Below are 13,349 nucleotides of genomic sequence, written 5' to 3'. Positions count from 1 at the left end.
CGCTTGCGCCTAGGCTCCCGGCTTCCACGCCTTCACTAACGCCTTGGCCTGAGCCATTTGCGCCGCCGTCATCGCGCCAGCGACGATCCCCATATCGTGCGTTGTCGCCTTGCGCATCTCGGCACTGTCCGTATGCAGGAGCGACAGGTTGAGCCATTTATAGGCCTGAACATAATCCCGTTGTACACCCTGACCGCGCGCATACATCAGGGCAAGATTGTACAGCCCCTGATCCAGGCCTTGCGCCGCTGCTTTTCGAAACCAGCCGACGGCGGCGGCGTCGTCCCGGGCGACACCTTGCCCCTCGGCGTACATGGTGCCGAGATTGCATTGGGCCTGAGGATATCCCCGGGCTGCGGCTTTCCGGTACCATTCCGCAGCGACGGCACTGTCCCGGCTGACACCCAGCCCCTGTTCGTACAAAACGCCGAGATTATATTCCGCCTGACTGTCACCCTGGGCGGCGGCTTTTTTGTACCAGGCCACGGCCGTGGCGTAATTCTGCGGGACGCCATGAGCCAGGTCGTAGGCTACGCCCATATTATATTCCGCAAGCACATATCCCTGGTCCGCCGCTTTCTGGTACCATGTTGCGGCCGCACCATAATCCCTGGCAACGCCCTTGCCGCTGGTATAAAGCGCGCCCAGGTTATATTGCGCCTCGGCAAATCCCTGGTCGGCGGCCTTTTGATACCAATCGGCCGCCGCCGTATAGTCGCGGCTGACGCCATGCCCCTGTTCATACAGGACGCCCAGATTATATTGCGCCTCGGCAAGTCCCTGGTCAGCGGCCTTTTGATACCAACCCGCGGCGGCCGCGTAATCCCTGGCGACGCCATTGCCCTGATCGTATAAAACACCGAGATTATATTCCGCCCGATCAAACCCCTTGTCGGCGGCTTTTCTGTACCATTCCGCGGCGGCGGCGTAGTCCTGAGGGGCGCCGCGCGCCAGGTCGTAGACGACACCGATATTGTATTGCCCAAGCGTGTACCCCTGGTCAGCCGCCTTCTGATACCAAGTTCTGGCCATGGCATAATCCTGCGGAACGCCTTGACCTCGCGAATAGAGCATGCCCAGATCGTTTTGTGCCGGGGCATAGCCCTGGTCGGCAGCTTTTCTATACAAATTCAGAGCGGCGGCATAGTCCTGAGCAAGGCCCTGGCCATCGACATAGGACAGCCCTAAACGATACTGCGCGCTGGCATGCCCTTGGTCGGCGGATTTTCGATACCATTCCGCTGCCTTGGCGTAATCCTGAGGCACGCCTTTGCCGTATTCATAGAGCAAACCCATGTCGAGCTGGGCCGACGGATCGCCCTTTTCGGCCAGCGGCATCCACAGCCGTAACGCGTCGCCGTACCTGCCGGCATCATAGGCAGCCTTGCCGTCATCGGCCTCGGGATTGCCGATGGAATCCGCCGACGTCTTCACCTGACCCGCCATGGCCGCGCTCAAGGCGGCCCCGGACGGATTGTCACCGGCCCCTATCGACGCCGGCAGGTCCTGCGCCATCGCGGGCAGGGCTGCCGACAGGACCAGCCCCGCCAGACCGGTCATCAAGACTGTTTTCGTACGCATATCAATATTCCCCCTGAATCAAGCCGCGCACGAAAACGAGGCCAGCCATACGCAGGGGCCAATTCGATTGTTTTTTCATGGAAACTTTCCCCGCGTACTGTTGTCCTATGCAGGCCGGGGTCTGTCAAGAGTCCCGAAAACCCGCCGGCTTACGAAGCCGCAAAGACAGGGCGGTGCGTCGTGAACTTGACAGTTGACCAACTGACATAGCTGTCATAGCGCCGGATCGCCGGGTTCGACATCAGCACCGCCTCTCCCCAAACCTCGTAGGCTTCCAGCGACGGCGCGGCGACGACCATGATGAAATCGTACTGCCCGGCGACCGAGTAGCATTGCAGGACATGTGGGTCCGATCGCATTGCTTCGCGGAAGGCCTGGTATGCCGCTACAGATTCTTCGCCGAAGCAAAGACTGGTCACGATTGTGATGCCGGCGGCCGCGACATTGCCCAGGATGGCGACCTCCGCCGCAATGACTCCAGTTTCGCGCATGGCCTCCAGACGGCGGCGGACGGCGGATGCCGACAGGGAAACCTGCCGTCCCAACTCGGCGTGAGACAAGGTGCAATCGCGTTGCATGATGTCCAATAACCGCTGGTCGAATGCATCCATGGTGTATTCCGCCTGTTTATTCTGCTCTTGCGAACATTATCGTCATCCGAATAGCAAATTTCGCCGAGAAGCGTCGTGTTTATTACCTTACCCTGTGACGCATGTCTTTCCCGGATTCCCTCCATCGGCCCCGGCCGCGCTCGGCACGCCCGGGATGAGAGGTTGGTCCGGCGATGGCCGCATCTAAAAACGACAACAACAGGGGGGCTAAAGATGTTTCACACGCTGAAAATGGCTGTTCTTTTTCTGGCGATCGGGAGCCTCTCGGGCGGCGCCCACGCGGCGGGTTTACGGGACGCCGATTTTGTTTTCGACCACGTCACCGTCGTGCCAATGAACCGGGACATCGTGCAGCGCGACAGATCGGTGGTCGTGCGTGACGGCATGATTGTCGCGATTACGGATGGGGCATCCGGCCGCTATCGCTCGGCCACGCACATCGACGGCAGCGGGAAGTTCCTGATGCCCGGACTGTCGGACATGCATGTCCATTTGCGCATGCCGCCGCAGGATTTTTTCGATCTGAACCTGGCCGCCGGCGTCACGACGGTCTTCAATATGGGGCTAGGCGACGGCGACGGTAAAATCGACCACCTCGCCCTGCGCGCCAGCATTGAGGCCGGGACGATGGACGGTCCGCGCTATCTGGTCAGCGGTCCCCAACTCGAAAGCTGGAACCTTAAATCACTGGATGATGTCAACAAGACCTTGCAGGAAACCGCCGACCGCCATTACGACGCGATCAAAGTTCACGGTGATTTATCACCCGAACTCTATACAGCCCTGATTACCGGCGCACGCGAACGCGGTTTTCGCATCAGGGGCCATGGCCAGCACATGATGCCTCTGGCCCAAACCCTGCGCATGGATTGCATCGAGCACGTCGAGGAATTGCTGTACATCTCGCGCGACGCAAGTTTCGGCGAAGAGGCGAAATTCGGGGTAGAGGAAAATGGCAATAACCATCATTTCATGACGGCCTATTATCACAATATCTCCCACCTGCAGGATCATGCCTATCGCGCTGAAATCGGGAAGGATATTGCCGACTCCGGTGTCTATTGGGACCCGACAATCGTCATCTATGCCATCATACCGACCTATATTTCGGATGAGTCGTTTGCGGCGCTCGCGAACGATCCCCGGCTCAACTATCTGCCGGAAGGCATGCGTCACGAGACTCTCGACAACGACAAAAATGAATACCGTGTCGGCCTTGTCCCTGTTTTTTCGTCCTTCCTTAAGTCCATCGGCGATCCATCAAGTTTGAAGGATCATTTCGATCATAACGTGACGACCTTGCTCACCTTGACGAAAGAACTTCATGATGCGGGCGTTCCGCTGCTGACGGGTTCCGATGCCTTCGGCGCGCTGGTTCCGGGTTTTGCCCAACATCAGGAAATGGAACTCTTCGTCAAAGCCGGACTGACGCCTTATGAAACCCTGAAGGCGGCGACCGTCAACCCGGCCAAATACCTGGGAGAATACGATCACGCCGGCACGATCGAAGTCGGCAAACGCGCCGATTTCATCCTGCTTGGCGCGAACCCGCTGGACGATATCCAGAATGCCGCGGATGTGCGCGGCGTTTTCACCCACGGGAAATGGTACTCCGACGAAGATTTGAAATTGCGCTTGGCCAGGGTGGCGAAGGACTCGATCGCCAATTAAAGCGCCTAAAAGCGTCAACAGGGGTATTCTATCTTGCACCATTCCATAAAAAATATGCGCCTTGCCATGACGGCCGCATGGTTCGTCCTGGCAATCGCCACATCGTCCCATTCCGCCGAAGCCACATGCGAAGCCGGGGCCTATGGTGCGCCGGATCAGGACATTGTCGTGCTGACGCCGAAGGACTGGATAGCGCCCCCCGGTATGGGTTATTTGATTTTGGACGGCCGATACGGAAGTACCCTGTCCCCGGAGAGCCCGGTCAAGTGCGGGGCCGGCTATGTCCTCCTGACGGCGGAGAACTCTGAACAGATCCGCCTTGAGAAGAGAGACTTTAAACGCACGCGCGAAGAGATCCCCGTGCCCGGCGCTGTCCTTGTCGGAGATTTGCTCGAGCCGACGGGGCCAGGCACTTCCCCCGTCCGGCCTCTGGTCGTGATGGTTCATGGCTCCGATACCGAGCCTGCCATCGACAATAATCGCGCCTATGTGCTGGCCGCGCAGGGGGTGAGCGTTTTCACCTACGATAAACGGGGCACGGGGCAGTCCGGCGGGTTTTACACGCAAAACTTCGAGCTGCTGGCTGACGACGCCGCGGCGGCCATGGCGCATGCCCAAAACTTGGCCGCCGGCCATTTCGACAGGTCCGGATACTGGGGGCAAAGCCAGGGCGGTTGGGTGGCGCCCCTGGCGGCGACGCGATCAAAAGTCGATTTTGTCGCCGTCGGTTTTGGCTTGGTCGCGTCGCCGATTGACGAAGATCGCGACCAAATGCTTTTGGAAGCGCAAACCCTGGGGCTCAGCGATCGTGAAAAGGCGCAGATAATACGATTGTCGCAAGCCACGGCAAGGATCGCTTCGTCTCACTTTACCGCCGGCTTCGAAGCCTTGGACGCGCTGCGCAAAGACGCCCGCGATGAAAAATGGGTCCGCGCGATTAACGGGGAATATAGCGGAGACATGTTGCGCATGAGCGACAGCGATCTGCGTCGCGTCGGCCGCGCTGTCTTCGATAATCTCGAACTCATCTGGGATTACGATTCAAAGTCCGTATTGAACGGTTTGACCGTTCCGCTGCTGTGGACGATCGCCGGGAAGGATCGCGAAGCGCCGATAGCTGAAACGGTCGCGTCGTTAAGCGACTTTAAAAAACACGAAAAACCCTTTGATGTTTATATATTTCCGGACACCGACCACGGCATGTACGAGTTCGTTGAAAGCCCGGATGGCACTCGCACGCATACGCGCGTCACGGACGGCTATTTCAAACTCATAGGGGACTGGAGTCTCGGCAGGACGGGCGGCCCATACGGACGCTCCCATCCGCTTCAGGATGGACATTAATCCATCGCAGCCGCTAAAGCCGGGCAGGGCGATTCCCTCTCACGCTCAGGCGCCGGACGACAATCTGAATAGTCCGACGGCATCACCGATATGCCTCGCCCTGGAATGGTAAACCATAGATCGACGCCGTGGGAGGCGGCTCGCCGCGACATAAATTCCACCCATCACGGTGTCGCGTAGAGATCGCTTTCCGCCTTGCGCCGCAGGACAAGGCCGCGCAGCACCTTGCCGTCGTTCTTGATCCACCACCCGAAGGCTTCCCGCGCCCCGGCATAATCCTTGGCGATATGCCGCTTGGTCAAGGTCGCGGTGCTGATCCGCCCGGTATTGTAATGAAACGACACCAAAGCGTCGAACTGGTTCTGCGTGGTCGGCGCATCACCGATCGCCGCCCGGACTTCCTTCGCATAGATCTTCATGTCCGCGGCGAACCTGTCGTCGCATTGCTTCTGCGTCCACACCGTGTCCCGCTTGACGTCGTCGCCCGTCGATCCCCAGCCGATCGTCCAGGGCAAGCCGTTATGGCTGCCCGGATCGGGATAGGCCTTGAACTTGCCACCGCCCTGAGCGACCTCGCAATGCTCGTAATATTGAATGAGCTTCAATCCCGCCGCGCCGATCTCCATCTGGGCGGAGGGGGCGGGGGCCACATCATCGGGCACGGCTGGCTCAGGCACCACGGGCGGCGTGACCAAAACAACCGGCTCCGGCACCGGCGGCGCTTCTTCTTCGTACAGAATGGCCCAGGTCTTCGGCCCGCAGATTCCATCCGGAACGATATGGAGCTCGCGCTGTTTTTCCCGCAGCGTCGCCTCGGTACGCGCGCCGAAATCGCCGTCGGGATCGACACCGATCAGCCGCTGCAAGGCCTCGACATCCGGTCCGCGCGCGCCCCGACGCAAGGTTGGCCGGTCCTTCTTGTCGCTGGCGGCGATCGGCGGCTTCGGCGTCTTGCCCAACATGAAGGTCTGCACGGCGCTGCGGAAAGTCGGCATGTCGAAACTGGGGTCGGTTTTGCGCCTGGGGGCATATTCCTTGTGCCCGCAGCACATGTTCGACTTGGCGCCGATAAAGGTCAGGATCGCCRCCACGCCGCGCTGATAGGCGTCCATCTGCACGATTGGCCACGGATCGCCGGGGAGACCGCTATTCTCCGCCTCGATACCGATAAAATGTGTATTGCCCGTATCGGTGAAGCCTTCCCAGCTGCCCTTTCCGGCATGATTGGCCAGGCCCGCCGCGACGATATAAAAGGTCCCGTCGCGCCCCAGCCCCAGCTGGCACAACGGACCGGCCAGGTCCGACCGGCCGTCGACCAGCATTTGCAGGGTCGGCATATTGCCGGGTTTATTGGTGGCCGTATGGTGGCAGATCACGCCCTCCACCGTGCCCATTTCGCGCCGGCCGCGCGTGCGCCATCCCGGCACTTCCGCGACCTTGAGGCCGGCTTTTTCCAGCACGGCAGGTAGCCAGGTGAGAGCATAAGTCATTGCGGCGTCTCCTCTGCCTTGGCCGCGACGCCGCCGGATGCCGGCGGCAGGTCGGTGTCGTGCGTGACGTTCTCGTCCTCCAACTCATGGTCGCAAACGCAGCCGTCCTCATAGGCGTCGGGTGGCGGATCGTCGGCGGCCGCGGGCCCCTTGGCGCCGCCCCCGCCATTACCGCCGCCAGCACCGCCGACACCACCGCCACCGCCATCCTTCTGTCCGCCATCCGCCTTGCCGTCGGCGGGGCGTGCCGGGGCAGGGCGCGGCGGCGCCGTCTGGGCGCTGGCCTTCCCGAGCAGGTCGGGGACCATGCGTTCGCTGAAACCGGCAATGAAGCCGATGATCAGCACGCTCAGCAGGGTTTCGCCCCCCAGGGCCTGGCTTGTACCGATGGCGACATTGATCAGCTGAAGCTTGACCAGCGCCATCAGCACGCTGGCGCCGATAAAGCCGATCGTCACGCGTAACGCCGCGTCCATGAGATTGGACGTCCGCTGCAGGTCGGGGAGAACGGTGCGTCCGCGAATGCCGATGGCGATCGAAAAAAAGGCACCGACCGACCCGGCCGCCGCGGCGCGCCACACGTCGATGCCGTCGGCAAAATCCATGCGTTTTCCGCTGGAAACCGCGGCCTCGAAAACCGGCTTCATCATCAAGGCCACAATCGGAATGGCGATGGCGGCAAACACGAACACCGCCGGCCACAGGCTGGCCCAAAACCGCTCTATATAGGTTTTGGCTCCGGCGGCCGCGGTGTTGGCCTGCGCAGCATCCTTGCCGGACCATACCCAACGCAGGTAGAAGAAGGCGCTCGCGGCCAGACCCGCCAACAACAGCACGACCCAACCGGCCGCCGCCCGGCGTGGCGCCCAATGGGTGTCGGCGACCAGCCCATAGGTGGCGGTGACCAGCCAACCCACGAACATCAGGCCCAAGGCTGTCAAAAAGGCCGCGATCAGATATTCGAACCGCGCCCGCGCGACGCGCTCGTCGATGATGTTTTGTTTGATGGTCGACAGCAGCGTGCCCGCGGTTCCGACATCGCCTTCCAGCGCCAGGACCAGGGCATCGGCGACCCGGCGATTATAGCCCGCCGCCTTGGCGAGCAGGCGCGAAGACTGGGCAAAGCCGAAAAGCGACCGCTCCGTGCCGTCCCGCCAGCCGTCGATGAGACCGTCGATCTCGCCCCGCAACGGCGCCAGGACCGATAAGTCCTTGCGTTGCTGGTGGTTGCGCTCGACGTCGTCGGCGAAACAGATCATCACGCGCTTCTCGACGCCGTAGACGCAGAATTCCCGCCCGTTGCGGCCGTAAAGAATGATGATTTTCTGTCCCAGACTGTCGTTCGTGTCGACCGCGATATCCGCTACGTTCGGCATGACGTCTCCCCTTAAATATCCACAAAATGATGCTGAACATCCGGCAAAGCGCGCCGGGAATTTCAAAACAAAGCTAACCAGGTCGGAAAGTCGGGGCGGGTGCCCAACGCGGGTACTGACTACAATCTCGACGTCAGGGCCTGAGGCTCGTGACCGTCGCAGTCTCATCATCGGGGTTCCAGGGCTTACCGCATCCTGCAACCATAGCTTAAGAAGACCAACCTAACACGTCTCAACCATGAAGGGAACCCGCGGCCTCATAAATCATAACAGGGCTGATAGTGGCCGATAAGGCCGAAGCCCAGCTCGAATATGAGCATTCACGCACGGTTCAGACTTGCAAGTCTAAGTCATCAGTGTGTCAAATGATCGGACCGGGACGGGTCACTAAAGGGGGCCGATTTTGAAGTTTTGCAGTTCGGGCTTGGCCAAAACCCTTGGCTTGTCGGTCATGATGGCCGGCCTCGTTGCCATGCCTGCCTGGGCCGAGCAAGCCGACGGCGCCTGGACCGGCGCTATCGACAACCACCTCTGGTCGCTCATCCGTATCGTCAAGGCGCCGGACGGCACCTATACCGGCACCTATTCCAGCCACGAACGGCCGCTCGACACCCCGGACGCCCATGCCGTCATCGACGCTCCGCTAACCCATATCTCGGCCACGCCCGACCATCTGAATTTCGAAGTGCCGGCGATCGGTGGCGCGCTTTTCGACGGCAAGTGGGATGCAGCCGGTCGTCAGTGGACCGGCACCTTCCAGTGGGGCAAGGACGGCTATACATCGTCTCTCAACCTGCGGCGCACCGATGCCGCGACACTGACAGACGCATTGGCCGACTCCCAGAAGCCGCATGCTTTCGCCAGCCCCGCCGAGGAAAGCGCCGCGATGGAAGCGCTTATCGACGGCTATGCCCGGGACGATCGCTTTACCGGAACCATCCTGGTCACGCAGGGCGGGCATGCCCTGATCGACAAGGGGTACGGCCTGGCGGACAGGTCGGCCGGAACACCCAACACGCCGGACACCCGCTACCATATCGCCTCGATCACCAAGCCCTTCACCGCCACGGCCATCCTGATGTTGCGGGATCGCGGCCGGCTCAGCCTCGATGATCCGCTCACAAAATATATCCCCGATGCCCCAACCGCCTGGCAAGGCGTCACCCTGCGCCACCTGTTGGCCCATACCTCGGGCCTTGGCGATCATAATCCCCTGCTGGCCGGGCATTTCGGCGAGCCTTTCACCCCTGCCAGGCTATGGGGGATCATCCGCACCCTGCCGCTCGGCTCCCGGCCCGGTGAAAAATACCAATACAGCAATGCCGGCTACTCGATCCTCGGCCTGGTGATCGAAAAGGTCAGCGGCCAGACCTATGGCGATTTCCTGCGCGACAACATCTTCGTGCCCCTGCATATGGACGCCACAGGCTACAATCCGCCGGTCGGCCCGCGTGATGCGATCGGCTACGAGATGGGCGATGACGTGCCGGTCGCCGCCGCGCACCGCGATTTGACCAACAGCTTCTCGGCCGGCGGTCTGGTTTCGACCACGCACGATCTGCTGACATGGCAGGAAGCCCTGTTCGGCGGGCGACTGATCTCGAAAGCCGCCCTTGCCGAGATGGAGACCCAGGGTCTAGGCATTGCGCGCATGACGCTGGATGACCACACCCTTTACAGCCACAGCGGCCATCTGCCCGGCTATGTCAGCGACGCGGCCTATCAGCCGGAAGGCGGGCTTTCGGTCATTGTCCTCGGCAATCTCGACAACAGTTCGCCGGTGTGGATATCGCGGGCCCTGACGAGCATCGCCCACGGCTTCCCGGCCGAGGTTGTCCCTCTGCCGAAGGCGATCGAGGTGGCACCGGAGATATTGGCGCAATATACCGGAACCTATGTGCTGATGCCCGACCTGAGCTTGACCGTAAGCGTGGAGGGCAACCATCTGGTCGTGCAGGCCACGGGCCAGGACAAGGTCAGGGCCTATCCGGAATCCGCGACGATGTTTTTCGCCAAGACGGTCGAGGCCAGGCTGGAATTTGTGCGTGACAAGGATGGCAAGATCGGCTGCATCCTGCATCAGGGCGGCCAGGATGTTCCTGGCGTCCGGCAATAGGGAAGGTAGGGGATGGACAGGCGACATTTCATAGTCGGCGGGGCCGCCCTGCCGCTCGTCTCTTTCGGCGCCGCGGCCCGGGCGGCGGACGCCAACGCGGGCCTTGCCACGCCCAGGCTGAACCAGATAGGATTTACCCCCGCGTCGGCGAAGCAGTTCGCCATGACCGTCAAACCAAACGAGCCACTTAAGGCTTTCGATATCCTGGATGAAAGCGACAACGTCGTCTTCACGGGCCAGCTCGGCAGCCAGGTTTTCGACCTGCGCAAAAGCGCCGGGGACTATGCCATGTGCGGCGACTTCAGCGCGCTGACCCATGCCGGGCGTTACCGCGTGCGCGCCGGGCGCGGGATATCGCATCCGTTCGTCATCGGCGACGGCGTCTATAACGACCTGCTGCGCGATGCGGCGCGGTGTTTTTACCTGATCCGGGCCAATGTCGATATCGACGATCCGTTGACCGGCGTCCGGCATAAGGCCGGGCACGCGGGCGATGCGGCCGTGATGGTCGAGGGTCAAAAGCGCGATCTCAGCGGCGGGTGGTACAATGCCGGCGATTTCGGCAAATATACCCATATGCACGCCTTGTCGGTGAGCCATATGTTGCGCCTGTACGAACTCAGGCCCGGGATCGCGGATCTCCGCCTCGACACGCCGATCTTGTATAACGGGCTGCCGGACCTTTTGCAGACGGCGCGTTGGGGGCTGGAATGGCTGCTCAGGATGCAGAACGCCGACGGCAGCGTGTTGCACAAGGTCGACAGCCAGCCGCTGCTGACCTGGGGCAAGCTGCCGGCGGACGACACCAATCCGCGCGCGGCCATGGCGGCCTCAAGCATCGATGCCGGCGTGTTCACCGGCGTCATGGGCCATGCCTCACGCGTATTCGCACCCGCCGACGCGGCCTTTGCCGGTCGGTGCAAGGCGGCCGCGCAGGCGGCATGGGGATGGTTGGCGCAACATCCAGACGTTGGCCATTCGGACAGCTATTATCTCGATCCGGATGCGCGCCAGGAGACGGTATGGGCCATGTGCGAAATAGCTATCCTGGAAGGCGTCGACAACAGTCAGATCGTCCTGCCGGAGATGGGGATCGTGCCCTTCTACTGGCCGTCGCCCCAGGTCCTGGGGATCATGTCGCTGGCCTTGCGCGGACACGACCAGGCCCGGGCGATGATCGTCGCCGGCGCGCGGCAGATCGTGGCACGGACGCAAGGCGACGCCTATGGCTTCTCACCCCTGGCCGAAAGCTACGCATGGGGTTCGAACGAAATGGCGCTGAACGAGGCCGCGGTCTGCCTCTATGCCGATCATCTGGCCCCGGAGGCGGGCCTGCGGATCGCGGCCCAGAGCCTGTTCGACTACCTGTTGGGCCGAAACAGCCTGGATCATGCGTTCGTAACCGGCCACGGCGCGCGGCCGACGCAGCGGCCGTTCCACTGGATCTGCAATATGGAAGGCATCGCCATTCCCGGCTGGGCCAGTGGTGGCGCCAACGGTCAGGCCGCAGGTGCCGACGCCTTGTTGAAAGCCGTCATCGACCAGGGCACGCCGCCGGCGAAATGTTTCGTCGATGCCTGCGAGAACGAAGGCTCATATGCCTCGAACGAGGGCGAAACGTCGGAAAACGCCGCCCTGGTGTTCGTGGCGGGGATGCTGGGATAGGGGCTCGAATGCTTTTCGCTCGCCCGTCGCGGCCCTAAGTCAAGGTCTTTGCCAGGAAGGCGATACCGTCTTCGATCCGGCTTTCGTCTATGGCACTGAATCCGAAAGCCAGGCCGGATCTGGATGGAGGCGCAACCCAGAACCGATCAAGATCTTCCATAGCGATACCTGCGTTCGCAGCGCGATTGATCACATCATTTATGCAGACCGGCGTTCGGAAAAAGGCGGCACAGTGTATCCCGGCCGAGGTGGGAATTGGCTCCAGCACGTCAGGGAGATGCTCGATCATTGATTTGAGCACGGCATCATGTCTGGTGCTGTAGACCTTGCGCATTTTTCGGACGTGGCGTGCCAGATGGCCCTCCAGAATGAACTCCGCCAACGTGGCTTGCACGACGGCCGCGCATTGTCCGTCCGCCACGCGCTTGGCGGCCATCAGCGCCTCGGTTGCCCAGGGCGGCGATACCACAAAGCCCAGCCTCAAGCTGGGGAACAGGCTCTTCGTAAACGTGCCAACATAGAAGACGACCCCGGAATCATCGAGAGTCTGCAGGGCGTCGTGCGGGCGGTCGCCGTATCGGAATTCGCTGTCGTAGTCGTCCTCGATGATGACGGCCGAATGGGCTTCGGCAAAGGCAAGCAACTGGGTTCGCCGCCTGGCGGACATGGTCACGCCCAGTGGAGATTGGTGCGTCGGCGTGACATAGATCACACCCGTGTCTGGCGGCAGTTTCGAAACGACGATGCCCTCGGCATCGACGGGCACCGGCCTGATCCTTGCGCCGGCGGCCGCGAACGCAATCCGCGCCGGGCGGAAGCCGGGGTCTTCAATCGCAACGACGGTCTTGCCGGGTTGCACCAGGACTTGCGCCAGCAGCGAAAAGCCTTGTTGCGCACCGTTGGTTATCACGACGTTCTCGGATTGGCAGGACACGGCGCGGGAAAACGACACATGGTGCACGACGGCCTCACGCAACACCTGGAGGCCTTCTGACGGGCCGGCCTCTTCACCCCGCCGAATGGCCTGTCGCATCGCGCGACCTGATAGCCGTTGCCAGATGTGATGAGGGAATTGCGCCACATCCGGGTGTCCGAACCTGAAGTCGTACGTGATGGTCTTCGGCACGTTGAAGCTCGGAACGGTCGGCGGGCGTCGCCAGAACGGCGCAATGCGCGAGGTGAAATCCAGGTCGGGACGTCTTCCCTGATCGGAACGAAGCCCCCGCATCTCATTGACGAAGCTCCCGGATCCTGCCTTGCCGCTCAGATAACCCTCGCTGAGCAGCAGGTCGTACACGGCGACAACAGTATTGCGGGAAATTCCGAGCTCCAGCGCCAACTTCCGGGTAGGGGGCAACTGCGTCCCAGCGCGCAACCGGCCGCTGACAATCGCCGTCCTCAATTGTCGATGCAACTGACTGACAAGCTGGCCCGAGTTTTTGTCGGGCAGCCGGATATCGAGCTCCAGCGCGAGGACCAAGTTGCGTCTCCACCA

9 protein-coding genes are annotated in these 13,349 nt (G+C 61.5%); 4 read left to right on the top strand and 5 right to left on the bottom strand.

Annotation, left to right across the window (positions count from 1 at the left end; genetic code table 11):
• Positions 1-9 precede the first annotated feature (9 nt).
• Positions 10-1,581: an SEL1-like repeat protein gene (locus AC1DX3_RS01720; RefSeq protein ID WP_476987497.1), complete on the bottom strand. Its 1,572-nt coding sequence runs from the start codon at positions 1,579-1,581 to the stop codon at positions 10-12.
• Positions 1,582-1,730: 149 nt separating this feature from the next.
• Positions 1,731-2,192, bottom strand: a complete 462-nt coding sequence (locus tag AC1DX3_RS01715) for an Lrp/AsnC family transcriptional regulator (protein ID WP_476987496.1) — start codon at positions 2,190-2,192, stop codon at positions 1,731-1,733.
• A gap of 75 nt (positions 2,193-2,267) precedes the next feature.
• Here AC1DX3_RS01715 and AC1DX3_RS01710 point away from each other — a divergent pair, with 75 nt between their 5' ends.
• A complete protein-coding gene (locus AC1DX3_RS01710; protein ID WP_476987495.1) occupies positions 2,268-3,863 on the top strand; it encodes an amidohydrolase family protein in 1,596 nt (531 codons plus the stop codon).
• Between the two features lie 168 nt (positions 3,864-4,031).
• Complete coding sequence (locus tag AC1DX3_RS01705; protein WP_476987494.1) at positions 4,032-5,207, top strand: alpha/beta hydrolase family protein; 1,176 nt, start codon at positions 4,032-4,034, stop codon at positions 5,205-5,207.
• A 164-nt stretch (positions 5,208-5,371) separates the two neighbouring features.
• On the opposite strand, the gene AC1DX3_RS01700 is transcribed toward AC1DX3_RS01705, so the two are convergent.
• Positions 5,372-6,697: a glycoside hydrolase family protein gene (locus tag AC1DX3_RS01700; protein WP_476987493.1), complete on the bottom strand. Its 1,326-nt coding sequence runs from the start codon at positions 6,695-6,697 to the stop codon at positions 5,372-5,374.
• Complete coding sequence (locus AC1DX3_RS01695) at positions 6,694-8,073, bottom strand: hypothetical protein (protein WP_476987492.1); 1,380 nt, start codon at positions 8,071-8,073, stop codon at positions 6,694-6,696. Before AC1DX3_RS01695 ends, AC1DX3_RS01700 begins: the two co-directional genes overlap by 4 nt.
• Before the next feature lie 424 nt (positions 8,074-8,497).
• Here AC1DX3_RS01695 and AC1DX3_RS01690 point away from each other — a divergent pair, with 424 nt between their 5' ends.
• On the top strand, positions 8,498-10,189 hold the full coding sequence (locus AC1DX3_RS01690; protein ID WP_476987491.1) for a serine hydrolase: 1,692 nt from the start codon (positions 8,498-8,500) through the stop codon (positions 10,187-10,189).
• 12 nt (positions 10,190-10,201) lie between these two features.
• Positions 10,202-11,854: a glycoside hydrolase family 9 protein gene (locus AC1DX3_RS01685; protein ID WP_476987490.1), complete on the top strand. Its 1,653-nt coding sequence runs from the start codon at positions 10,202-10,204 to the stop codon at positions 11,852-11,854.
• A gap of 34 nt (positions 11,855-11,888) precedes the next feature.
• Here AC1DX3_RS01685 and pdxR read toward each other — a convergent pair whose 3' ends face one another.
• Entirely contained in the window at positions 11,889-13,334 is a 1,446-nt protein-coding gene (gene pdxR, locus AC1DX3_RS01680) for a MocR-like pyridoxine biosynthesis transcription factor PdxR (protein WP_476987489.1), read from the bottom strand.
• Positions 13,335-13,349 lie beyond the last annotated feature (15 nt).

This window comes from Asticcacaulis sp. P2_B1, from assembly GCF_056404915.1.
The sequence above is the reverse complement of the archived record's forward strand: the minus strand, read 5'-3'. Positions and strand labels throughout refer to the sequence as shown.

Excerpts from the sequence above, each read along its gene's own strand:
- AC1DX3_RS01720 (WP_476987497.1), bottom strand. The coding sequence starts at position 1,581 with ATGCGTACGAAAACAGTCTTGATGACCGGTCTGGCGGGGCTGGTCCTG.
- AC1DX3_RS01715 (WP_476987496.1), bottom strand. The coding sequence starts at position 2,192 with ATGGATGCATTCGACCAGCGGTTATTGGACATCATGCAACGCGATTGC.
- AC1DX3_RS01695 (WP_476987492.1), bottom strand. The coding sequence starts at position 8,073 with ATGCCGAACGTAGCGGATATCGCGGTCGACACGAACGACAGTCTGGGA.
- AC1DX3_RS01685 (WP_476987490.1), top strand. The coding sequence starts at position 10,202 with ATGGACAGGCGACATTTCATAGTCGGCGGGGCCGCCCTGCCGCTCGTC.